The organism is Ruegeria sp. AE4 (assembly GCF_056542185.1).
On sequence record NZ_JBQFZK010000015.1, the window covers coordinates 20,605 to 41,438 of the forward strand.

At 56.5% G+C, this 20,834-nt stretch carries 18 protein-coding genes and 1 pseudogene; 11 read left to right on the forward strand and 8 right to left on the reverse strand.

Annotated elements, in window-relative coordinates; translation table 11 throughout:
- Nucleotides 1–57: 57 nt before the first annotated feature.
- Genes ACR0EK_RS16045 through ACR0EK_RS16055 form a run of 3 tightly spaced genes read left to right on the forward strand, consistent with a single transcriptional unit; the run spans nt 58 to nt 3,917 of the window.
- Complete coding sequence (locus ACR0EK_RS16045; protein ID WP_480623897.1) at nt 58–1,125, forward strand: DUF1214 domain-containing protein; 1,068 nt, start codon at nt 58–60, stop codon at nt 1,123–1,125.
- 16 nt (nt 1,126–1,141) lie between these two features.
- On the forward strand, nt 1,142–2,143 hold the full coding sequence (locus tag ACR0EK_RS16050) for a DUF1214 domain-containing protein (protein ID WP_480833496.1): 1,002 nt from the start codon (nt 1,142–1,144) through the stop codon (nt 2,141–2,143).
- A gap of 55 nt (nt 2,144–2,198) precedes the next feature.
- Nucleotides 2,199–3,917, forward strand: coding sequence for an alkaline phosphatase family protein (locus tag ACR0EK_RS16055; RefSeq protein WP_480900653.1), 1,719 nt, complete (start codon nt 2,199–2,201; stop codon nt 3,915–3,917).
- Nucleotides 3,918–4,266: 349 nt separating this feature from the next.
- Here the strand turns inward: ACR0EK_RS16055 and ACR0EK_RS16060 are convergent, their stop codons facing one another.
- The gene (locus tag ACR0EK_RS16060; protein WP_480560612.1) at nt 4,267–4,512 is read right to left on the reverse strand and encodes a hypothetical protein; all 246 of its coding nucleotides are present in this window, start codon (nt 4,510–4,512) and stop codon (nt 4,267–4,269) included.
- Nucleotides 4,513–4,893: 381 nt separating this feature from the next.
- A complete protein-coding gene (locus ACR0EK_RS16065) occupies nt 4,894–5,526 on the reverse strand; it encodes a hypothetical protein (RefSeq protein WP_480900651.1) in 633 nt (210 codons plus the stop codon).
- Nucleotides 5,527–6,332: 806 nt separating this feature from the next.
- Between ACR0EK_RS16065 and ACR0EK_RS16070 the strand changes: the two genes are divergently transcribed.
- From ACR0EK_RS16070 to ACR0EK_RS16080, 3 genes and pseudogenes are all read left to right on the forward strand, one after another.
- Nucleotides 6,333–6,728, forward strand: coding sequence for a GFA family protein (locus ACR0EK_RS16070; protein ID WP_480484739.1), 396 nt, complete (start codon nt 6,333–6,335; stop codon nt 6,726–6,728).
- A 358-nt stretch (nt 6,729–7,086) separates the two neighbouring features.
- Nucleotides 7,087–7,251 (forward strand): annotated as a pseudogene (locus tag ACR0EK_RS16075) (IS110 family transposase); the annotation flags it as partial.
- Nucleotides 7,252–7,322: 71 nt separating this feature from the next.
- The gene (locus ACR0EK_RS16080) at nt 7,323–8,282 is read left to right on the forward strand and encodes an IS5 family transposase (protein WP_480967943.1); all 960 of its coding nucleotides are present in this window, start codon (nt 7,323–7,325) and stop codon (nt 8,280–8,282) included.
- A gap of 53 nt (nt 8,283–8,335) precedes the next feature.
- Here ACR0EK_RS16080 and ACR0EK_RS16085 read toward each other — a convergent pair whose 3' ends face one another.
- Nucleotides 8,336–9,322, reverse strand: coding sequence for a YeiH family protein (locus ACR0EK_RS16085; RefSeq protein ID WP_480900647.1), 987 nt, complete (start codon nt 9,320–9,322; stop codon nt 8,336–8,338).
- Between the two features lie 79 nt (nt 9,323–9,401).
- Nucleotides 9,402–10,418, reverse strand: coding sequence for a D-cysteate sulfo-lyase (cuyA, locus tag ACR0EK_RS16090; protein ID WP_480484735.1), 1,017 nt, complete (start codon nt 10,416–10,418; stop codon nt 9,402–9,404).
- 121 nt (nt 10,419–10,539) lie between these two features.
- Here cuyA (ACR0EK_RS16090) and ACR0EK_RS16095 point away from each other — a divergent pair, with 121 nt between their 5' ends.
- Nucleotides 10,540–11,436: a LysR family transcriptional regulator gene (locus ACR0EK_RS16095; protein ID WP_480484734.1), complete on the forward strand. Its 897-nt coding sequence runs from the start codon at nt 10,540–10,542 to the stop codon at nt 11,434–11,436.
- Nucleotides 11,437–11,668: 232 nt separating this feature from the next.
- Here the strand turns inward: ACR0EK_RS16095 and ACR0EK_RS16100 are convergent, their stop codons facing one another.
- The 3 genes from ACR0EK_RS16100 to ACR0EK_RS16110 all read right to left on the reverse strand — a co-directional run bounded on the left by ACR0EK_RS16100 (nt 11,669) and on the right by ACR0EK_RS16110 (nt 15,949).
- Nucleotides 11,669–12,985, reverse strand: coding sequence for a dicarboxylate/amino acid:cation symporter (locus ACR0EK_RS16100; RefSeq protein ID WP_480488911.1), 1,317 nt, complete (start codon nt 12,983–12,985; stop codon nt 11,669–11,671).
- Nucleotides 12,986–13,121: 136 nt separating this feature from the next.
- On the reverse strand, nt 13,122–14,555 hold the full coding sequence (cuyB, locus tag ACR0EK_RS16105) for a cysteate racemase (protein ID WP_480773482.1): 1,434 nt from the start codon (nt 14,553–14,555) through the stop codon (nt 13,122–13,124).
- Nucleotides 14,552–15,949 (reverse strand): aspartate ammonia-lyase, encoded by a 1,398-nt coding sequence (locus tag ACR0EK_RS16110; RefSeq protein WP_480484731.1) that lies wholly within the window; start codon nt 15,947–15,949, stop codon nt 14,552–14,554. The genes cuyB and ACR0EK_RS16110 overlap by 4 nt, the downstream gene beginning before the upstream one ends.
- 181 nt (nt 15,950–16,130) lie before the next feature.
- On the opposite strand from ACR0EK_RS16110, the gene ACR0EK_RS16115 reads away from it, so the two are divergent.
- Nucleotides 16,131–17,024: a LysR family transcriptional regulator gene (locus tag ACR0EK_RS16115; RefSeq protein ID WP_480484730.1), complete on the forward strand. Its 894-nt coding sequence runs from the start codon at nt 16,131–16,133 to the stop codon at nt 17,022–17,024.
- A gap of 57 nt (nt 17,025–17,081) precedes the next feature.
- Here ACR0EK_RS16115 and ACR0EK_RS16120 read toward each other — a convergent pair whose 3' ends face one another.
- Nucleotides 17,082–17,969 carry a LysR family transcriptional regulator gene (locus ACR0EK_RS16120; protein WP_480484729.1) on the reverse strand — a complete coding sequence of 296 codons (888 nt, stop codon included), beginning with the start codon at nt 17,967–17,969 and terminating at the stop codon, nt 17,082–17,084.
- A gap of 129 nt (nt 17,970–18,098) precedes the next feature.
- On the opposite strand from ACR0EK_RS16120, the gene cuyA (ACR0EK_RS16125) reads away from it, so the two are divergent.
- The 3 genes from cuyA (ACR0EK_RS16125) to ACR0EK_RS16135 all read left to right on the forward strand — a co-directional run bounded on the left by cuyA (ACR0EK_RS16125) (nt 18,099) and on the right by ACR0EK_RS16135 (nt 20,832).
- Nucleotides 18,099–19,145: a D-cysteate sulfo-lyase gene (gene cuyA, locus ACR0EK_RS16125; protein WP_480484749.1), complete on the forward strand. Its 1,047-nt coding sequence runs from the start codon at nt 18,099–18,101 to the stop codon at nt 19,143–19,145.
- A 30-nt stretch (nt 19,146–19,175) separates the two neighbouring features.
- Entirely contained in the window at nt 19,176–20,039 is an 864-nt protein-coding gene (locus ACR0EK_RS16130) for an amino acid ABC transporter substrate-binding protein (RefSeq protein ID WP_480484728.1), read from the forward strand.
- A gap of 76 nt (nt 20,040–20,115) precedes the next feature.
- Nucleotides 20,116–20,832: an amino acid ABC transporter permease gene (locus ACR0EK_RS16135; protein ID WP_480484727.1), complete on the forward strand. Its 717-nt coding sequence runs from the start codon at nt 20,116–20,118 to the stop codon at nt 20,830–20,832.
- Nucleotides 20,833–20,834 lie beyond the last annotated feature (2 nt).

Here is a 20,834-nt window from a genome sequence, read left to right on the forward strand (position 1 = left end):
AATGACCGGTCGCACTATGATAAAACGCCAGGAAAACGAAGACTTGAGGGGCGACTCATGAAAGGTAAACAGTTGGCAAACCGCATATTTTTGTTTCTTGCATTCCTGGCCGCGATCGTCTCTGGTCCCGCTCATGCCCAAAACTTCGACACCACAGTGGACCAACTTGCCGACAGCAGGGAAATCCCAGTCACGGTAGACAACTTTATCCGTGCCGCGACAGATATCGAGTTCGGCAAATATGTTGCCCTCGCTGGAGGGGTAAACAAGTTCTACCACTTCCGCGAAATGATGCCCGTCCATGCTCAGACCACCATCAGCGCGAACCGGGACACTCTCTATAGCGCCGCGATCATCAATATCAGCAAGGGCGCGACGGTCACCCTTCCGGATGTCGGCGACCGCTACATGTCGGCGATGGTCATCAACCAGGACCACTACCTGAACAAGGTCTTGCACGGTGGCGGCGCCTATACACTCGATATGGACACGTTTGACACGCCATATGTCGCCGTCTATCTGCGCGTCCTGCTGGATGCCACCGATTCCGCGGACCTGGCCGCCGTGCACGCAATCCAGGACCAGATGTCGATCGACGCTGCCTCGTCCAAACCTTTCATCGTCCCGCCCTATGACGAAGAGGACTATATAGGGCTCGTAAGGGCCGCCGTCGGTGTCGGCGCCTACCTTCCGGACAGTTTCCACATGTTCGGCAAGAAGGAGGATGTCGATCCAGTGCGGCATTTCATTGGGACGGCCGGTGGCTGGGGTGGGTTGCCAGAGGATGAGGCACTTTATCTCGGGATCTCGCCGAACCTGCCGGTCGGGAAATACAAGATCGAAGTGCCGGCCGACGTGCCCGTCAAGGATTTCTGGTCGGTCAGCCTCTATGATGCAAACCGTTATTTCGCGCCGAACGCGATGGACGCCTATGTCATCAACTCCGTCAGCGGGACGTACAATGAGGACGGCTCGATGACCGTGCATCTGGGCGGCTGCGAGGACGGGCGCGTGAATTGCCTGCCGCTTGTCGAGGGGTGGCAATACACCGTGCGGCTCTATCGTGCAGCGCCGGAAGTGCTGGATGGAAGCTGGGTCTTCCCGGGTGTCGAGCCCGCGAACTGACAGAAAGGACAGAAAAATGAAACACCTTCTCCTTGCCGCTGCCCTCTGCGCACCCGCACCAGTTCTCGCCGAAGATATCACGATCCGGAACCTCATGCGCGCCGAGAGCGATACGATGTTCCGGCTCACTATGAAGAACAACGGAACAGGTGTCGGCGAGATCGCCCATGAGCGCGAGGTAACCTCCGCCGACAAGCCGCAGCCAGTCATCCGGCCCAACCAGGACACCTTGTATTCGTCCGCCCTCATCGATCTGTCCGAGCCGGTGACGGTGACGCTGCCGGAGGGCGACGGACGGTTCCAGTCGGTGCTGGTGATCAGCCAGGACCACTACAACTTTGCCTATGCCGAACCCGGTGCATACGAGCTGACCGAGGACGAGGTCGGGACCCGCTTCGCGATGCTCCTGTTCCGCACCTTCATCGACGCGGGCGATCCCGACGATACGGCGCGCGCCCATGCGGTGCAGGACGGAATTCGCCTCGAAGGCGGCGGAACCGGCCCCTTCGAGGCTCCGGACTGGGATCTCGACGCCCTTGCCGCTGCACGGAAGGCGGTCAGTGACCTCGCCGCTGCCGTCGGCCTTGATGCCAGCATCGCCTTTGGCCGCCGCGACGAGGTGGACCCGCTGGGCCATCTGATCGGGATGGCGGGCTGGGCGGGGCAGCCGGCCACGACGGCCAGCGCCTTTGTCGACGCCGTCGATAGGAATGACGGCGCGACCCCCCATGCCGTGACGCTGCAAGACGTGCCGGTGGACGCGTTCTGGTCGATCACCGTCTACGACGCTGACGGCTTCCTCGCGCCCAACGATTTGGGGCGGAACAGCTATAACAACACCTCGGCCACCCCGAATGAGGATGGTTCCTTCACCATCCATTTCGGTGGCTGCGAGGATGACCGGATCAACTGCATCCCTCTTACGCCGGGCTGGAACTACACGGTCCGGCTCTACCAGCCACGCGCCGAAATCCTCGATGGCAGCTGGACCTTCCCGGATGTCCTGCCCCTAAACTGATGACGCGACGGCCCGCGCACCGCGTGGGCCGATCGACGAGAGGAAGGAGCCTTCGATGTTGAAAAAGCCACCTGTCCAAACGGCCAGTTGCGCCGTCTTCCTGGCGTTTTCCTTGGCGAACAGTGCATTAGCCGAGGATAAGCCGCGCCTCATCCTCCAGATCACTGTGGATCAGCTGCGGGGCGACCTGCCTTTCCGCCACTACGACCAATTTGGCTCGGGCGGATTCCGCTATCTGATGGATCAGGGCGTCTACTACGACAACGCCCACCACGCCCACGCCAATACCGAAACCGTCGTCGGCCATACCACGCTGGCCACCGGCGCGCATCCGTCGGCCCATGGCATGGTAGGCAACCTCTGGTACGACCGCGCCACGGGGCGCACTATCTACAATGTCGAGGACGCCGACTATCCACTCCTCACTCGGGGCGCGGACGTGAACCCCAACACCGAGGTCGACCCCACCCAGCTTGCCGCCAGTTCCGATGGCCGTTCGCCCCGCGCCATCCTGACCACCACCTTTTCCGACGAGCTGTCCATCGCCACCCAGGGCCGCGCCAAGGTCTTTGGCGTCTCGGTCAAGGATCGTGGTGCCGTCTCGATGGCGGGCCACACCGGCAAGGCGTTCTGGTTCTCCAAATCCGCCGGGGAATTCGTCACCTCCAGCTATTATTACGACGGCTACCCGGATTGGGTGACCGATTGGAACGCTAAGGATTTCCTGCAAAACTATCTCGGCACCTCGTGGCAGCTGACCCATCCCATCGATAGCTATCTTTTTGGCGATCGCGACGATCAGGATTGGGAAACCGATCTTGCCGGGTTCGGGCGCACCTTCCCGCACCCCTATTCGATCGTCGATCCGCTTTCGTGGAAGAACGATCCCTATTTCCCCACGCTGCTCACCTTCAGCCCTGCCGGGGACGAGATCACCGCCGATTTCGCCAAGACCCTGATCACAGCCGAGGGCCTGGGGCAGGATGATGTCACCGATTACCTCTCCGTCAGCTTCTCGGCGACCGATTACATTGGCCACGGCTTCGGCCCCTCCAGCCTCGAGGCCGAGGAAAACCTGCTCCGGCTCGACCGCACCCTGACCGATCTCTTCGCCTTTATCGACGCCGAGATCGGGCTCGAGAACACCCTGATCGCGCTGTCCGCCGATCACGGCACGCCCGAGGCGCCGGGATACCTGGCCGAGCTGGGAGAGATGGGCGGCTACGTCAACCCCGAGCACTGGGCGACCCAGCCCGCCGCCGATCGCATCCGCGCGCGCTTTGGCCTTAGCGATCCGCTGATAGCCGGCTATGACCACCCCTACCTCACCCTCTCGGAAGAGGTGCACAGTCGCGACGACATCGACCTTGTCGCGCTGGAAACCGCCATCGCCGAAGAACTGTCGACCTTCGAAGGTATCGCCTTCGCTGTGCCTTCGTCCCGCATTCGTACGGGCGCCCTGCCCGACAATGCGCTGATGCGCGCCGTGGCCAACAACTACAACCCCGACCGCTCGGGCGACATCTATCTGGTGGCCAGCCCCGGCTGGTTCATCAACGATTTCGACGGTCTCTCGGTCACAGTCACCCACGGCTCGCCCTGGCGTTATGACACCCACGTGCCCATAGCTTTTGCCGGTTTCAGCCTCGCGCCACAGCGGGTCTCGCGTCGAGTGCATACAGTCGATCTGGCGCTGACGCTTGCCGCGGTCGCAGATACGCGCCCACCCGACGGCGCCGCAGGAGAAGTGTTGGGGGAAGTCGTCGGGTACTAGGCGCCTCGCGGTAATGCAAAGCGGAGACAGTAACTGGGTCGGATTGAATGTCGGCTTCCAGCTTTTCGCGCTGACAGGTTCGCGGTAGCAGAGATGGACCGCTTTCCGGTTTTAAAGCGGGCAAAGGCGATGCTACGCTGTGTGAAGCAAGGCACTTGGGTTTGTCGGTGGTGTGGGGATGACCTGCCCGACTATCGCAGGACTGAAGCGCGGTATTGCTCTGAGGGGTGTAGAAAACGGTCAGCGAGGGCGCGCAGGAAAGTCAGGAAAAGCACTCAGGAAGTGTAAAGATCCAATGGATATCTGGTTTGGTTTCGGCACTAGCCACACTAAGATTACCCTAAGGTTTCTACTCTTTCCCCATGAAGCCCAACGCGCCTTCGTTGTTCAAAACCTCAATTGCTGTATCAAGGGCCGCTTGGTCCGAATTGAACTTGTCGTCCCAGACATAACTGGCGTCTTCATGGTCCACCACTTCCAACGTCCATTTGTCCTGGTTGTCCAAGCGGTAGATTTCGATTTCAAACCGATACCCGTCTAAAAGCACAGCCTTGCACCTGTCTGACATCACCAGCTTCGGTTCATCTACATTCATGTCCGTGCCATCCTGACTATAAACTCTGTGGTTTGGCGGACTTGCGACAGCCTGTGGGTTTCCGTCCGTTTCCAGAATATGCTGTAACACCGCATGCCCGACAATTCCAAGCGCACAGAGTTTCCTTGTCCTGCGCGGTTTCTCTCTTCCAGCGGCACGAGACTTTCTCTTTGTTTGCCCCGAATACGCGGAGCATCAATCGCAAGGTCAAATACAGTAGGATGACGCCCAGAAGTATTCCGGCGATGAGCCAAAAATCCGGGCCGCTACTCTGCACTGAAATAGATTTCAAACCGCCTCCAATAGGACACTAACAACCAGCCAGATTTTCCCATGATTTGGCCGGTATCGATAATGCGTCACCCCCAAATTCGTACCCCTTTAGTGAATGGAAACAACCTTACATTTACTCAGCCCGAAGCGGCGTGTGAGCTTCGTTGCCTTCAACGCCTTTACCAAACGGGCGCTGAAAAACAGGCTCCACGCTAGGCATGGATCAACCCACAAATCGGGCCCCACTAAGGCTATGTCTGCAACAACAAAGTCGAAGTCTTTGGGCTTCATACCCCGTTTGATCCAAGTATCTGGTTTGTTACCCAAAGGTTTGACCATTTTCGACCGATCCGGAACAAACGCCGTTTTCTGTTTGCCAAGGGCGAGTGTAAAATACTCACCTTCAACTGGTGTCACACGGTCGTGTTGGCAAACGTTCAAAGGATAGATTTTCGTTTTTCCCAACTCTGCTTCGCGAAGTACATCCGCTACCGCGCGAGATATGACGGGACCAGCAGGCCCGTTGAATATGTCGGGAAGTGCCTTGAGCTTTTTATACGGGTACAACCCAAATATCATATCCGGAAAGGCGCAACGGGATTGGACTATCCCGGCTTTGTTTCTTTCTGTAACTGCACCTGCGGTCGGCAAGTCATTTAAAGCCTGCTCGGAGGTAATGGGCTTCATCAAGGTTGGGTCATACATGACCTGGCTAAACCAGACGCCTTCATTCTCTTCCACTAATCACCCATTCTCAAAATCGCAAACTGGATCAAAAGATAGTATTTAAACAAATCAAAGGACAACGAGTATATCCGGCAGTGGTGGTACGACGCGCCGAACTCGTACCCCCTCATTGAAATCATAATCCCCATCAAGACGCGCCGCTCCGCACTGATATTTGCGGAGAGTGTTCAAATTGCGTCCATGAGATGAAAAGTGCGTTGGCGCTCCGGCACTCGGAAAGTGCAGTTCAATACTCTGGCGGTTCGATGAAGTACTCTTGGGGCGGCGCGCCGAACTCAACAACCCCCTCAAATCCAGATGGAAAAACTGGAACGCTCTAAAATCAACACGCGCCATCCACGGATAGAGGATCGCATTGTGGCGAAATTGTGTCCACATCTCGTTTTGAAACTCACTGTTCGCCTTTAGGAAACAAACTTTTTCGGTGAAGTTTGCAATGTTACGGGAATCCCCCAATTTCGGGCTTTGCTTGAGTTGGATAGATTGGGATCAGAATAACCACTTACCCCCTCGTGACGAAGATAGGGGCTGGCCTCGACCCCCTCAGCCAGCCCTTATTCCTTTTCTGGCCACCCCGACAGATTTTTTGGAGCAGGAACGTCATTCCGAACCAGCCAGTCACGCATTTCCGCCCAGTGGTCCTGTGACCCAGCTGTGTATCGCCGTGAATGTAAATCGGCTAACTGCTGTTCAAGGGAAGGCCACAAGTGCAGCTTGACCCAAGCGGCGATCCGCGCCTGGGCCAAAGCACTTGAGTCGGTCGTCATGATGCCGTCAGTGCCGAGAGCGGAGATTGATACATGCTGAAAGGAACTTGCCACTGCGGCGAAGTTGGCTGGACTCTCGATGCTGTGCCAAAGTCGGTCACGGCCTGCAATTGCACAATCTGTCGGCGTTACGGTGCCCTTTGGGCCTACGGGCACATTGGCTATGACATTCAAACTACCGGGAAAACAAGTACATATCTGCGTCGCGATAGCGGGGATATCCATTTCCACTTCTGCGCCAATTGCGGGTGTGTGACGCACTACGTTGCGTATTTCTCGGACGAAAACGGCCGCAAACTGTCCGCGGTTAATGTTCGAATGTCTGATCCTTCACCAATCAGTGAGATTCCAATCCGTCACTTCGAGGGGCACGACAGCTTTCGAGAACTTCCTCGTGATAGCCGAACTGTAAAGGACATGTGGTTTTGACGTGCTTCCAGGCAGCGGACTTTGGAGCGACTGCTGCGAAGGCCCTTTTCGTCGTCGTCCCGCAGGGCGGATGATATGCAAATCGTTCGCCGCGGCGAGAGTGAGAAGTCAGTTCCGTTGACCTGAATGCTCCACCCTTTGGGCTTTTCATTCATCCGTGCCGACATCAGAGGCAACGCAGTATTAGCTGTCGCACGGCGAGATGATACATCGGGGACGACCCATTGCTGACCTTCACCATTCCTAACAGATGCTGCAGTGCGCCCACCAAAGCGGATGAGGTGGGTGGCTCCTGCTCCACCGGCATCGAATGTGCCAAAGTGCAGTTATCAACGACTGCTAGGAAAGGAGCCACCCAATGACAGTAAAGACCGTCGGCCTCGATTTGGCCAAGGACGTTTTTCAAGTGCACGGCATTTCTGAGAGCGGCCGGGTTATTTTCAACAAGCCGATCAAGCGCGCGAAGCTACTGGCCTTTTTTGAGACGCTTCCGCCCTGCGTCGTAGGCATGGATGCCTGCGGTTCATCCGACCGTGTTACACGGATCGTTTCATCGGCGTAGCGAGTTGCTTGATTTAATGACGGGATGGCGGGATGCCTTTCAAGCACAACGCGACGCGGCGGGACAAGTTTGAGAAGGCCAAGTACCGGGTCACGAACTGGCCTGAGTACAACGAGGCGCTTCGCCAGCGTGGTGATGTTACGATCTGGTTCAGCGAGGATGCGGTATCCGGGTGGTGCGCCCCAAGGTCGGGGAAACGTGGTGGTCAGCGGCAGTATTCTGACCTGGCGATTGAGACCTGCCTGACCCTGCGCGCCGTCTTCGGCCTGCCGCTTCGGCAAACGCAAGGGTTTGTACGAAGCCTACTACGGCTCATGCAGATCGACGTTCCCGTTTCGGATTTTTCCACGCTCTGCCGGCGCGCACAATTGCTTCGGATCACACCGAACACCCGGCCCACGAACGGCCCAGTGACGCTGATCGTAGACAGCACAGGGCTTCGCGTTCACAGCGGTCGAGACTGGATGCAGAAGAAACACGGGTTACCGAAGGCCCGTAAAACATGGTGCAAACTGCACATCGGCTTCGTTCCCGAGAGCGCGGAGCTTATGGCCTCCTGCCTGACAACCGAGCACATCGGAGACGCCGGCGCACTGCCCGAATTGCTGGCTGATGTGGCAGGTCCTGTTCATCGTATCATCGGCGACGGCGCCTATGATGGTGCGCCGACCACAGCGACGATCCGGCAGGCGTTGGGATCGGATGTCGAACTGATCGTACCGCCGCCGAAGAATGCCGTCCCAGGGGATTGCAAAACACGCAACGCCCATATCGACATGATCGCCAAGGGAGGTCGTATGGCCTGGAAGAAGGCCACTGGCTATGGCCAAAGATCACGCGGCGAGGCCCAGATCGGGCGCTACAAACAGGTCATCGGACCGGAGCTGCGCAGCCGCAAAATGGAGAGTCAGACAACCGAAACCAAGATCGCTGTCAAAGCTCTCAACCGCATGACCCATCTCGGTCGTGCGACCTATGAACGTGTCGCATAACGAACCGGGGAAAGGGGCAAATGCGGCCCAGCCGCTATTCGTGCAACACAGTCTTAAAAGCCAAAGCCCATGACAAATGCCACGGCAATCGCAAGAAGGAAGAGGGTTTCGACGACAAGAATAAGGCCATAGCTGGGCTTGACGCGCAGAATGGTGGCAAGGCTGGTTTTCACCCCAAGGGCAGAAATCGCGATGACCAGACACCAGCCGGACAGGGTGGCGATTGCATCGGTGATCACCTGCGGCACCAGCCCGGTATTTGTCAAAATCGCCAGCGCGACAAACATGACAAGGAACCACGGCAGGATGATCTTCTGGGATTGTGCGCCGCGAAAGCTCGCCATGACCACAATCATCACCACCGGCAACAAGGCCACGCGCACCATCTTGACGAAGGTCGCAATCACCCCCGCCTCGTCACTGATCGAATATCCGGCACCAACAACCTGGGCCACATCGTGAATGGTCGCCCCGATCAGAAATCCGCTTTCCAGATCGCTCATCCCCAGGGCCGCAAACAAGACCGGATAGGCAATCATTGCGATGGTCGACAGGGCGGTGACGCCGATCACAACAAACAGCGTATCCTGTTCGCGGTCATCTTTCGCGGGCAGAACCGAGGTGATGGCAAGGGCGGCCGAGGCCCCGCAGATCGCCACAGACCCGCCCGCCAACAGGCCAAAGGCCAGTTTGCGACCGAAGAGAAAGGACAGGATTGCCCCGCAGGCCAGTGTTGCCATGACAAAGCCGACAACCGCGCCCACCGCGCCCAGCCCGACACTTTCCACATCCCCAATGCTTAGATGCAGGCCCAACAGGCCGACCCCGAATCGCAACAGCGTTTTGGCGGAAAACTCCAGCCCCGGGGTGAATTTCTGATCGTCATAAAGAAAGTGGAACGCCATGCCGATCAGCAGTGCAAACAGCATCGCAGGCGCGCCGTAATATTCGGACAGAAAGGTCGCGGCGGCGGCAATCACGCACACCAGAAGAATGCCACCAAAGTGGGTGTCCCAGCGGGACCTGATCAGCGACACCATGGTTCGCTCCTGACTGCGGGAATGTGAAATTGGCGCGCGCAGCCTGTGTCAGGCCGCACACACCTGGTACTGTCTGGCGTCAGCCGACCCAGCGATTGCTGTGATCAAAGGCCGCGTCGTAACCAAAGAGCGCGACCGACCCGCCAGTGTGCAGGAAGACGACACGTTCGCCTTTCTTGAAGTGACCTTTGCGGATCAGATCAATGAAACCCGCGGCCCCCTTGGCGGAATAGACCGGGTCGAGAAGGATCGATTCCAGCTCGGCAAACATCTGGATCGCCTCGATGCCGCTGTCGGTCGGGATGCCATAACCTTCGCCGACGTAATCGGTGTTGGCGACCACATCTTCGCGCTGCACGACACCGGCACAGCCCAGCTTTTCGGCGGTGGCACAGGCGAGGTTATAGACGTTTTCTTCCTGTTTCGGTTTGGGCGCACGTACGCCGATGCCCAGAAGAGGAATCTGTGCGTTCATTGCTTTCAAACCCACAATCAGACCGGCCTGCGTGCCTGCGCTGCCGGTGGCGTGAACGATGTGGTCGAGCTTCAACCCGCGATCATTGGCTTGCGCCAGCATCTCAAACGCGCAGTTCACATAGCCCAGCGCACCGGTCGGGTTCGACCCGCCCCCGGGGATGGTGTACACTTTTTTGCCATCTGCGCGCAGCTTGTCGGCAGCCGCTTCCATCTCGGCATTCATGTCCAGACCACCGGGGCGCTTTTCGGTGGTGGCGCCATGCAGATGGTCCAGCAGAACATTGCCGTTGTAATTGTAGTTGTGGTTGGTGGAGCCGGTGCGATCCTCCAAAAGGATGTGGCACTCCATGCCCAGTTTCGCCGCAAAAGCAGCCGTTTGGCGCGCGTGGTTTGATTGGGTTGCCCCCTGGGTCATCACCATCTCTGCGCCCTGCAACTCGGCCTCGGCCATCAGGAATTCCAGCTTGCGGGTCTTGTTGCCGCCGGTGGACAGGCCGGTGCAATCGTCACGTTTGATCCAGATTTCCGGGCCGCCGAGCTCTGCGGTCAGACGGTCCAGGCGCTCAAGCGGGGTGGGCAGGTGGGCGATGAAGCGGCGGGGGTAACGGGAGAGATGCATCGGAAAACTCCTAAATTGGTTTTCTCGCATTTTATGGAGGTCATTCCCACTATTCTAATTCGAAATATGCGCTATAAAATGCACATCTTGCATAATATCAGTGTGCCGCTATGGTGACATCATGCAGTTGGATTGGATTGATGACATCCTGGCGGTGATCGACACGGGGTCCCTGACACGGGCGGCAGAGCGGCGGTTTCTGACCCAATCGGCGTTCACGCGGCGCGTGCGATTGATCGAAGAGCGCATCGGTGCACCCCTGTTTGACCGGTCCTGCAAGCCGGTCACCATCCTGCCCGGCGTGCAGGCGACGGAACCAGAACTGCGAGAGCTTGGCGCGCGGCTGCGTCGCCTGCAACACGACTTGAAAGCGGCCGCAGAGGGCGCAAAGCGGGATGTGACTTTTGTGTGCCAGCACGCCATCACCACCACAATCTCGCCGTGGGTGGTGCGGCAACTGACCCAATCGCAGGACATTTCCGTGCGGGTGCGATCCGGAAATCGGGACAATTGCCTGATGCTGCTTTTGTCCGGCGAGGCCGATTTCGCAATGACATATGAACGCCCGGAGGCCCCCGGCCCTGCGGTGCCACAGGCGTTTGAAATGCGGCGGCTGGGCGGCGATACATTGGTGCCGGTGGCGTCACCCGATCTTGCGCTCCACGTTGATGACCCCGAGATCCCGTTCATCTCATATCCCCCAGATGTTTTCCTGGGGCGCCTGTTCAGCCAAAGCATTCTGCCCCTGTTGCCCGAAGGCGTGATGCTGTCCCCAAAGGCGGAAACTGCACTGACGCTTGCCGCCTGTGAATACGCGCTGGATGGCATTGGGGTGGCGTGGTTGCCGCTGACCCTGGTCAAGCGGCATTTAACCGAAGGGCGGCTGCGGCGGTTACATGACCTGCCGCATCAGGATCTGGGCATCATGCTGATCCGCCTCTCTGATCAACAGGGCGAGGGGACCGCGCAAATCTGGTCTGATCTGACAAATATTCCCGAACCGTCCGTGGGACTATAGCGCGTTCCAGACCTGCTCGCCGGTTTTGTCCAGACGCTCAAGCGAGCAGAACAAGGACAGGGTCAGCGTGGCCGGCCAATTTTCCCCGCCAACCTGTGTCATTACCGGGGATCAACTTAATTGAATTTACGCGTTGGGATAAGGGCGGAGGGTGACGGCATTAACCAGGCGACGTCCTGAGCAGAAAAACGACCGCCCTTTTCGGGGCGGCCGCTGTGATGTGCTTTGTCACTTACGCCCGCGAAACGTCGGGTGATTTTAGCACATGGGGCGTATCGTAGGCATCCAGATCCAGTTGATCTTCGGATTTCGCAATAATAACGGTGCAGGCTGCGTCGCCCGTAACGTTGAGCGATGTACGTGCCATGTCGAGAATGCGGTCGATGCCTGCGATGATGGCAACACCTTCCAAAGGCAGGCCAACCGAGCTCAGAACAAGCGACAGCATCACCAGCCCGGCACCCGGCACACCAGCGGTGCCGATGGAGGCAAGTGTCGACGTCAGAATGATTGTGACATATTCCGACATGCCCAGCTCTATCCCAAAGGCCTGTGCCACGAAAAGAGCCGCAACGCCTTGGTACATGGCGGTTCCGTCCATGTTGATTGTCGCGCCAAGCGGCAGCGTAAAGCTTGCAACCGACCGGTTCACGCCAAGGTTCTGCTGAACCGCCGTCATCGTGACCGGCAGTGTCCCCGAAGAGGACGTGCTGGTGAAGGCCACGATCTGCGGCTCGATGATGCCTTGGAAGAAGCGGATTGGGTTCAAACGCGCAAAGATCGAAACGAGCCCGCCATAAACAATGACGGCATGCAGAACGCAACCAATATAGAGCGCAGCAATCACGGTTCCCAAAGGCAACAGAAGATCCAGACCATAGGTTCCGGCGACCCAGGCCATTAGTGCAAACACACCATATGGTGCAAAACTGATCACAATCTCAGTCAGTTTCAAGATGACGGAATTTAGGGCTTCAAAGAAATCCCTGACCGGCTTTCCAGCGTCACCCACCAGGTTGATGGCCAGACCGAACATAATCGCAAAGAAAATGATCTGAAGCACGTTGCCATCCGCGGCAGCGGCGATTGGGTTTTTGGGAACGATCCCGATAAGTTGCTGGATGAAAGGCGGAGATGCTTTGGGTTCCATTGCGGCTGCGGTGCTCAGATCAATTCCTGCGCCGGGTTGCAACAGCAGGCCCAAAGCGAGTCCAATCGTGATCGCGAATGCAGTTGTGCCCAGATAGAATACAATCGACTTCAGGCCAATTCGCCCCATGCGGGCCATGTCGCTGACCGATGTCATACCGCAAACGAGCGATACGAAGATCAACGGGACAATCAGCATTTTGATAAGCGACAGGAACAGGGTTCCAATGTTCTTGATCATGCCCGCAATTGCTGCGTTTCCGGTTGCGTTCAGCAACACGCCCGTAACCACCCCAAGAACAAGCGCGATCACGATTTGCTTCCAAAGAAGCATATTCCTCCAAGGTGCCATAAACCCTGTTTTGCGACTGGTATTCATCAATAGGTTCTCCCTTTCCATGGCAGTCAACTGGAATGAGCTGCCTGCAGTCGCCGCAAGGTAACACCGTCGTGCCGGTCATGGTTGCGCAAATAGAGAAACGGCATTGCAATATTTGCAATACCGTTTCTTCTGTCGGATAAAGTTTCGGTGGCGCCTAGAATTTTGCGAGCTGTACACATTTGCGGGCGAGCACATCGGTCGGGTCGACAGGAAGCGCCCCCAATGCGTCTGCGCTTTCAGTCACGATGAGCGGCAATTCCGTACAGCCGAGAATGATTGCCTCGGCTCCGCGCGCAACCAGATGGGAAAAGGCCCGGCTAATCTGTTCTTTGCAGAGGCCGTCGGTATATCCAGCTTTGACGCCAAACGGGCCATAAATTGAATCCATGACTAGGTTTTGATGATCGTCATCGGGAATGATGTGGGCAAGGCCTGCCTCATCAAGTGCTGTCTGATACAAGCCACTTTGTATTGTTCCATCCGTGCCGAGGACCCCGACCACACGCGTCTCTGGGGCGGTTTCTTTAATGTGTTCAGTGGTCGCGGCAAGGATACTGATGATCGGAATATCAAGGTGGCGCTGAATCCGATCGACATACGCGTGGGCGGTGTTGCAAGGGATGACCAGCATATCAGCACCACCGCGTTCCAGTTTTTTGCAGGTAGAATAGAGGGCGACAGTTGGATCGGTGCCTGCGCGGACCAGATTTTCAGTGCGGTCAGGAATCTGCGGGTTCTGTTCAACCAAGACTTTTATGTGATCCTGATCGCGGGTAGCCTCGGTCCCTTTGACCAGTTTGGCAAGGAAATCTACGGTTGCGGCAGGTCCGACACCGCCGACCACTCCAACTTTGAACCGGTGACGGCGGTCTGGCTGGGTCTCTTGCAGGGCGTAATCCGCGTAAACCGCTGCCGTGTCTATGGCCGTCATGTTGTCTGGCAGGTCAAGCTGGTTGAGCAACAAGGGCAGTTCAGAAAGACCGGGCACAAACACGGTCGCGCCTTGTTCGAATAGGTTGGTCAGGGCGGCATTTATGGGTTTCAGAACGTCTTCATTGCAGTGTCCTGCTTTGAAACCGATGCGTCCATATACGGCCTCCATGACGGCACTTTCCAGATCTTCCCGGGGATGGAGGATCTGTATTTCCCTGCCAAACAGGTTCTCGAACAAACCAGTTTTCCTGACAAAAGGCGTCGTGATGACACCAATCTTTGTCGGCTCGGGACGCAGTCTGGTAACGGCGGCGGCGATCGCCTCTGTCATGCTGATCAGCTTCAGTTCAAGCTCGTCCTGCAGTTCATGCAGAAAGCTATGGGTGACAAAACATGGAAGCAGCGCCACGTCACATCCATCCCGTTCCATGCGGGACAGTGTGTCAAAAACATAGAGTTTTCGGTGTGTTGGGCTGTAGCTCAGCTCTTTGGGGGAGGCTGGTTCGCGCAGCGGTTTCTGGTGAAATATCAATTCCCTGTGGTCTTCTTCCGACCTGACCGGTGTCCTTTGAACAATTCTGTTCAGCAGGTCGGCTCCGGCAAGGGCGCCCAGGCCGCCAACGATTCCTATGCGTAAAGATTGGTTTTTGTTCATTGGGCAATCTCCGGAGCCCTGCCGTGCATGTGCTGCAATGCAGTCTCGGCAAGTTCTCCTGGCAAAGCGGGTTTTGCGGCCTCTTGCAGGTTCAAGCCATGCGCCTGTGCATATTTTGCAAGTTTGGTGGCAGCCTCATATCCGATCACCGGGGCCAGTGCGGTGACATGTACAAGGCTGTTGCTCAGCAACATCTCGCATCTTTTCTCATCCGCAACGATACCGTCCACGCAGCGGGTGCGCAGCACATTCATTGCATTGGTCAGAGACCCCATGGTTTCCAACACTTTATGGATGATGACCGGCTCCATCGCGTTGAGCTGGAACTGGCCGGCCTCGGCGGCCATTGTGACGGTTAGGTCATTTCCGATTGCCTGATAGCAAACCTGATTTACAACTTCGGGAATAACCGGGTTTATCTTGCCGGGCATAATGGACGATCCTGCCTGAACCGCGGGCAGAATGATTTCTCCAAGCCCAGCCCGCGGCCCAGAGGACATTAGGCGTAAATCATTACAGATCTTAGACAGTTTGATGCCAACCCGCTTGAGCGTGCTTGAGAACATCACAAAGGCACCCAGATCAGATGAAGCCTCAATCAGGTCCGGGGCCAGTTTAAGTGGCTCGCCGGTAATGTCGCGCAAATGCGCCAAAGCGACTTCGCCAAACCTTTCGGGGGCATTGATGCCGGTGCCAATGGCCGTGCCTCCAAGGTTCACTTCTGTCAGAAGGCGCGACAGGTCCCTCAACCGGTCGGCATCCTCGTTGATTGTTGTGGCAAACCCCCGGAACTCCGCACCAAGTGGCATGGGTACAGCGTCCTGAAGTTGGGTACGCCCGACCTTCATAATATGCTGAAACTCACATGCCTTTTGGTCGAAGGATTTGGTTAGAAGATGCATTGCTTCAATCATAGGCGCGATCCTGGACAGAACAGCCAGACGGATTGCTGTGGGGTAAACGTCATTTGTGGATTGTGACCGGTTCACATCATCATTCGGATGAAGCTGGCTGTAATCGCCATGATCTGCCCCAAGCTTTTCCAGCCCAAGATTTGCAATGACTTCATTGGCATTCATGTTGGTCGATGTGCCAGCACCACCCTGCATGACATCAACAACAAACTGATCGTGATGGCCCCCGGCAATGATCTTGTCACAGACATCCGTAATGGCCGACGCTTTCCGGTGGGGCAGGACGCCCAGGTCCTTGTTGGCCATAGCACAGGCCTTTTTGACCGACGCCAGTCCGACAATCAATTCCGGATAGTGGCTGATCGCCACCCCCGTAATCGGGAAATTTTCCAGTGCCCGCTGGGTCTGGCTGCCCCAGGTCGCTGCCAGCGGGATCTTTACCGGGCCAAGGCTGTCGGATTCTGTTCTGTGTTGTTTCATGATCTGAGACCTTTTTGTGGTCTTGCGGCCTGCATCAAATGCGAGGGGCCGAGACTCTGTGAGTGTGTTGGTCTGACCGTACCGCCATCAAGTCCGTCCACCCATGACAACTTTCGCAAAGGTGTTGCGAATTTTGCAACATGCTTCTACCGTGTGAAGTTTCTGCAATTGGAGAATTTTGATGGAGATCGATTGGCTGGAAGACTTCTTGGCACTTTCAACTGCTGGGGTATTTGCCCGCGCGGCGGATGCGCGAAACATAAGCCAGTCGGCTTTCACGCGGCGGATCAAAAACTTGGAAAACTGGACCGGTACCCCATTGTTTGACAGGAGCGTACACCCGGTTGAGCTTACGTCAGCAGGTCATGCATTCAAGCAAACCGCAATCGACACGGTTGCCGCATTAAAACAATCCAAAAGCGATATCCGTGGCTTATCTCGCCAGGAAGCATCGGTGCTTGATTTCGTCGCGCTTCATTCTTTGGCAATTTCCTTCTTCCCGAACTGGCTGACACGAATGTCCAGCCATCTTGGTCCCACCAAAACCAGGCTGGTCGCGGAAAACTTCTCCGGCTGCGCCGAGGCAATTTTATCCGGAAGCGCAGACTTTATGTTGTGCTATTCCCATCCGACAGTGCCCACTATTTCAGATGAAAACCGATACCCGTCTTCGACCATTGCAAAAGACCGGATCATAGCCGTCAGCGTTGTCAATGCTGATGGGCGTGCCAAATACAGCCTCGAAGGGAAAAACCCGGTTCCGTTCCTGTCATACACTCCTGACAGTTTTCTGGGCCGCGTGTCCCAGGTTTGTCTGGATCGCGGAGGTCTGAGTCACATTGTGAGCCCCATCTATGAAAACTCCGTTGCCGAGGCGCTTAAGTCCGCTTGTCTTGCGGGAATTGGCGTTGCATTCCTTCCCGAAAGCGCGGCGGATCGAGAGTTGAAAGACGGGAGTTTGCAGAAGATCAGCCAACCAGAATTCGAGCTTTCAATCGACATCAAACTCTACCGTTCGATCGAGAGGTCCCGAGCAGAGTTGGAACGCTTTTGGATGATGGCTCAAAACCTGTAAGGCACATCGCAAGTCTGTAATGGAGAAGGGTGATGCTTACGGCGGGTTTCCTGGCCCTTACTCTGTTTCGGCGACCATCTTTCTGAAGTTCGTACCGCGCGGGTTGGAAACGTGGGTGTATAGAACAATATCCAGCGGCAGGCGGCCGTATTCCGGAGAGAGGATGACAGCATCGCCAGTAATTATGTGATTCTGGATGAGCGAGTGAGGAACCCAGGCAGCGCCGCTTCCTTCCAAAACCATCTGGGAGATCCCCACCGAAAACGCGCTTTCCACAGCCGATCTTCCCGTCCAGGCACGGTCCGCTTTAGCTTGATGCAGTAACACAATCTGCCCAAAAAAGCTGTCTGCGGGGAAATCAATGCAGGGGGCTTCCGGTGGTAGGATCTGACCTTCCAGCAGCTCATATTTTAGTGCGCCTCCGACGACCGGAAGCAAAGTGTCCCGCCGCCAAATGTAACGATCAACGGTGTCATCGAAAGGCACCTGGGGCAGCTCACGGAATTCATAGCTCACCAGAATGTCGCATTCATGGCGCAGGAATGTGGACATTGCTGTCACCTGGTTCTGCGTGCGCAATCGGATTTGCGGCAATCCGCTGCGTGCGCGGAGTTTGCGAAGAATCTCTGGAACGACGGACACCGAAAGCGAGTGCTGCGTCGCCATCACCAGCGGTTCTCCGATGCCTTCCGGGTTATTAAGATGCCCATGCAATTGCCGCAAATGCGCGAGCAGCGACCGGATTTGAGGTTCGCTTTGTAGTAGCGTCGGAGACAGCTCTACCCGGTTGGCCTCACGGACCAGCAAGCTTTTTCCGATCCAATGTTCCAGTGATCTAATGCGCCGTGAAAAGGCGGGTTGTGTTACATTCCTGCGCGCGGCAGCGGCGGTCAAGCTGCGCTCTTCCAACAGGATCAGAGCGTCTTCTAGAAGGCGTGTATCCATGCTTACCCATACCTTATGTACGGGTACACTGCAATATTGGCATTATCCAACACGATTTTTTGCGTTTAGCCTTACTTAGAATACGTAAAGGGAATGTACACAATGCAAACCGCAGCGGCAGAAAGTGCTATGGCAGTGGGCGGCAACCTCGCGCTTGTAAGGCGCGCGCTTGAGAACTTTCCACGTGTGCGTTTTGGTCATTTTCCGACCCCGTTGGAGCCGCTGGAAAGGTTGAGTGACGAGCTGGGCGGGCCGCGCATCTGGGTCAAGCGCGATGACTGCACGGGCCTTTCGTCGGGCGGCAACAAGACTCGCAAACTGGAATTTCTGATGGCCGACGCCATGAAGCTGGGTGCTGACACAGTGATCACGCAAGGCGCCACCCAGTCCAATCATGCACGACAGACAGCAGCCGCAGCAGCCCGGTTGGGGCTGAACTGCCATATCCTGCTTGAGGATCGCACCGGGTCGAATGACGAGACTTATAACTTCAACGGTAATGTTCTGCTGGATCAGCTACATGGCGCAACCGTTTCCAAACGAGCAGGTGGTGCCGACATGAACGCTGAAATGGAAGCCTTGGCCAGCACGCTGCAAGATCAGGGCCGCAAGATCTACATCATCCCGGGCGGCGGCTCCAATCGCGTTGGGGCGTTGGGTTATGTGAATTGTGCCGCCGAGTTGGAAGAGCAAGCCGGAAACATCGGTCTCAAGATTGACGCCCTGGTCCATGCCACCGGCAGTGCGGGAACCCAAGCAGGGCTGGTGGCGGGACTTGCTGCCCTTGGCAGCAACATTCACTTGCTTGGGATCGGTGTTCGGGCACCTCAGGGGAAACAGGAAGGCATGGTCTATGACCTGGCCTGCAAGACCATGGATTACCTTGGAATGGGGGCCGTGATTGAACGTACCTCGGTGCGCGCGAACTGTGATTATGTTGGCCCAGGCTACGGCCTGCCGACCGACGGCATGCGTGCGGCGCTTCTGAAACTGGCTCAACTCGAAGGGCTTTTGTTTGACCCGGTCTATTCGGGCAAAGGGCTCGATGGCCTGATTGATCAAGTTCGCAAAGGCTACTTCGAAGGAATGGATAATGTTGTGTTTCTGCACACCGGTGGAAGTGCAGCGTTATTTGGATATTCCGGCATTTTCGATCTGCCGGGCTATCAGGACTAACAAAAGCAACAGAAACTAAGGGAGAAAACCATGAAATATATGAAACCAGCGGCCGTATTGGCTTTTGCCTTGGCCTTTTCTGCTCCGGCTGTGGCTGAGGATCGCACGGGAACTTTGGCCAAGATTGACGCCTCGGGCGAAATTGTCATTGGACACCGGGAAAGCTCTGTTCCGTTTGCCTATCTGGACGAGAACCAAAATCCGGTTGGGTATTCGATCGACCTTTGCATGAAGGTGGTCGAAGCGGTTTCCGCCGAGCTGGGTAAGGAACTGACGATCAAATATGTGCCGGTGAACCCCAAGACCCGGATTGCACTGATGGCCAATGGCACGATTGACCTTGAATGCGGCTCGACCACGAACAACCTGACCCGTCAGGAGCAGGTCGAATATCTGCCCACGACCTTCATCACCGGTACCAAACTGATGGTCCGTAAAGACTCCGGCATCAATTCGGTTGCAGATCTGGGCGGCAAGGCCGTTGCGTTGGCGCAGGGCACCACCAACGAGCGTGCCGTCAAGGCGGCAATTGAAGAGCTGGGGCTGGACGTGAAGGTTCTTCCGGTGCGGGATCATGCCGAGGGCATGTTGTCTTTGGAAACTGATCGTGTGGATGTCTATGCCACGGATCACATCCTTCTGTTCGGGCTCATTGCAAAATCCAAGACCCCCGAAGATTTCGCGGTGGTCGGTGATTTCCTGTCTTTCGATCCCTATGCGTTGATGGTGCGCCGCGACGACAGCGCCTTTGAACTGATCGGCAAGAAGGCTATGGCAGATGTGTTCCGCTCGGGTGAGATCAACGACATCTATGCCAAGTGGTTCGATCCGCTGGGTGTCGGTCAGACAGACCTGCTGAAGGCTGCGTTCCAGCTTAATGCGCTGCCGGAATAACCTCCTCCTGTAGCAACACTGTCGGGCCTGCACCGTGCGCGGGAGGCCCGGCACCATTCTTATCAGGGTAGAAAGCATGAACTACAACTGGAACTGGGGTGTCCTCTTTGAAGAGGAATACCTTGGCTGGCTGATATCGGGGCTGGGGTGGACCTTTGCGGTCGCGCTTGTGGCCTGGGTTCTTGCGCTGGCCGTCGGTGTTCTAATTGGCGTCGGGCGCACACTGCCATCGCGGCCTGTTGCCTTACTTTGCACCACCTACGTTGAACTTTTTCGTAATGTGCCGCTTCTTGTACAACTGTTCCTGTGGTACTTCGTCATGCCTGAGATCGTTCCGGACGATCTGGGTCGTTGGATGAAGCGGGACATGCCAAATCCCGAGTATGTTACGGCTGTTATCGGTCTAGGACTTTACACCGCAAGCCGCGTTGCCGAACAGGTTCGTGCCGGGATCAATGCCGTCGGTCACGGGTTGACCAGCGCAGCCTATGCCAATGGCTTCTCGACTGCGCAGACATATCGCTACGTGTTGTTGCCGATTTCCTTCCGGTTGATCGTGCCGCCGATGACCTCTGAATTCCTGACTATCTTCAAGAATTCCTCACTGGCGCTGACCATCGGCCTTCTTGAACTGACGGCGCAAAGCCAGCAGATCGCGGAATACACTTTTCAGGGATTTGAGGCCTTTACCGCAGCGACGGTCATCTACGTCGTCATCGCTCTTGGTGCGACAGTCATCGCGCAGACTCTTGAAAAATACACCCGCATCCCGGGTTTCGTCGGAAAAGGCTGAAT

Excerpts from the sequence above, each read along its gene's own strand:
- ACR0EK_RS16085 (WP_480900647.1), bottom strand. The coding sequence starts at position 9,322 with ATGGTGTCGCTGATCAGGTCCCGCTGGGACACCCACTTTGGTGGCATT.
- cuyB (WP_480773482.1), bottom strand. The coding sequence starts at position 14,555 with ATGAACAAAAACCAATCTTTACGCATAGGAATCGTTGGCGGCCTGGGC.
- cuyA (WP_480484749.1), top strand. The coding sequence starts at position 18,099 with ATGGCAGTGGGCGGCAACCTCGCGCTTGTAAGGCGCGCGCTTGAGAAC.
- ACR0EK_RS16120 (WP_480484729.1), bottom strand. The coding sequence starts at position 17,969 with ATGGATACACGCCTTCTAGAAGACGCTCTGATCCTGTTGGAAGAGCGC.
- ACR0EK_RS16045 (WP_480623897.1), top strand. The coding sequence starts at position 58 with ATGAAAGGTAAACAGTTGGCAAACCGCATATTTTTGTTTCTTGCATTC.
- ACR0EK_RS16050 (WP_480833496.1), top strand. The coding sequence starts at position 1,142 with ATGAAACACCTTCTCCTTGCCGCTGCCCTCTGCGCACCCGCACCAGTT.
- cuyA (WP_480484735.1), bottom strand. The coding sequence starts at position 10,418 with ATGCATCTCTCCCGTTACCCCCGCCGCTTCATCGCCCACCTGCCCACC.
- ACR0EK_RS16060 (WP_480560612.1), bottom strand. The coding sequence starts at position 4,512 with ATGAATGTAGATGAACCGAAGCTGGTGATGTCAGACAGGTGCAAGGCT.
- ACR0EK_RS16115 (WP_480484730.1), top strand. The coding sequence starts at position 16,131 with ATGGAGATCGATTGGCTGGAAGACTTCTTGGCACTTTCAACTGCTGGG.
- ACR0EK_RS16130 (WP_480484728.1), top strand. The coding sequence starts at position 19,176 with ATGAAATATATGAAACCAGCGGCCGTATTGGCTTTTGCCTTGGCCTTT.
- ACR0EK_RS16070 (WP_480484739.1), top strand. The coding sequence starts at position 6,333 with ATGCTGAAAGGAACTTGCCACTGCGGCGAAGTTGGCTGGACTCTCGAT.
- ACR0EK_RS16135 (WP_480484727.1), top strand. The coding sequence starts at position 20,116 with ATGAACTACAACTGGAACTGGGGTGTCCTCTTTGAAGAGGAATACCTT.
- ACR0EK_RS16055 (WP_480900653.1), top strand. The coding sequence starts at position 2,199 with ATGTTGAAAAAGCCACCTGTCCAAACGGCCAGTTGCGCCGTCTTCCTG.
- ACR0EK_RS16110 (WP_480484731.1), bottom strand. The coding sequence starts at position 15,949 with ATGAAACAACACAGAACAGAATCCGACAGCCTTGGCCCGGTAAAGATC.
- ACR0EK_RS16080 (WP_480967943.1), top strand. The coding sequence starts at position 7,323 with ATGCCTTTCAAGCACAACGCGACGCGGCGGGACAAGTTTGAGAAGGCC.
- ACR0EK_RS16100 (WP_480488911.1), bottom strand. The coding sequence starts at position 12,985 with ATGGAAAGGGAGAACCTATTGATGAATACCAGTCGCAAAACAGGGTTT.
- ACR0EK_RS16095 (WP_480484734.1), top strand. The coding sequence starts at position 10,540 with ATGCAGTTGGATTGGATTGATGACATCCTGGCGGTGATCGACACGGGG.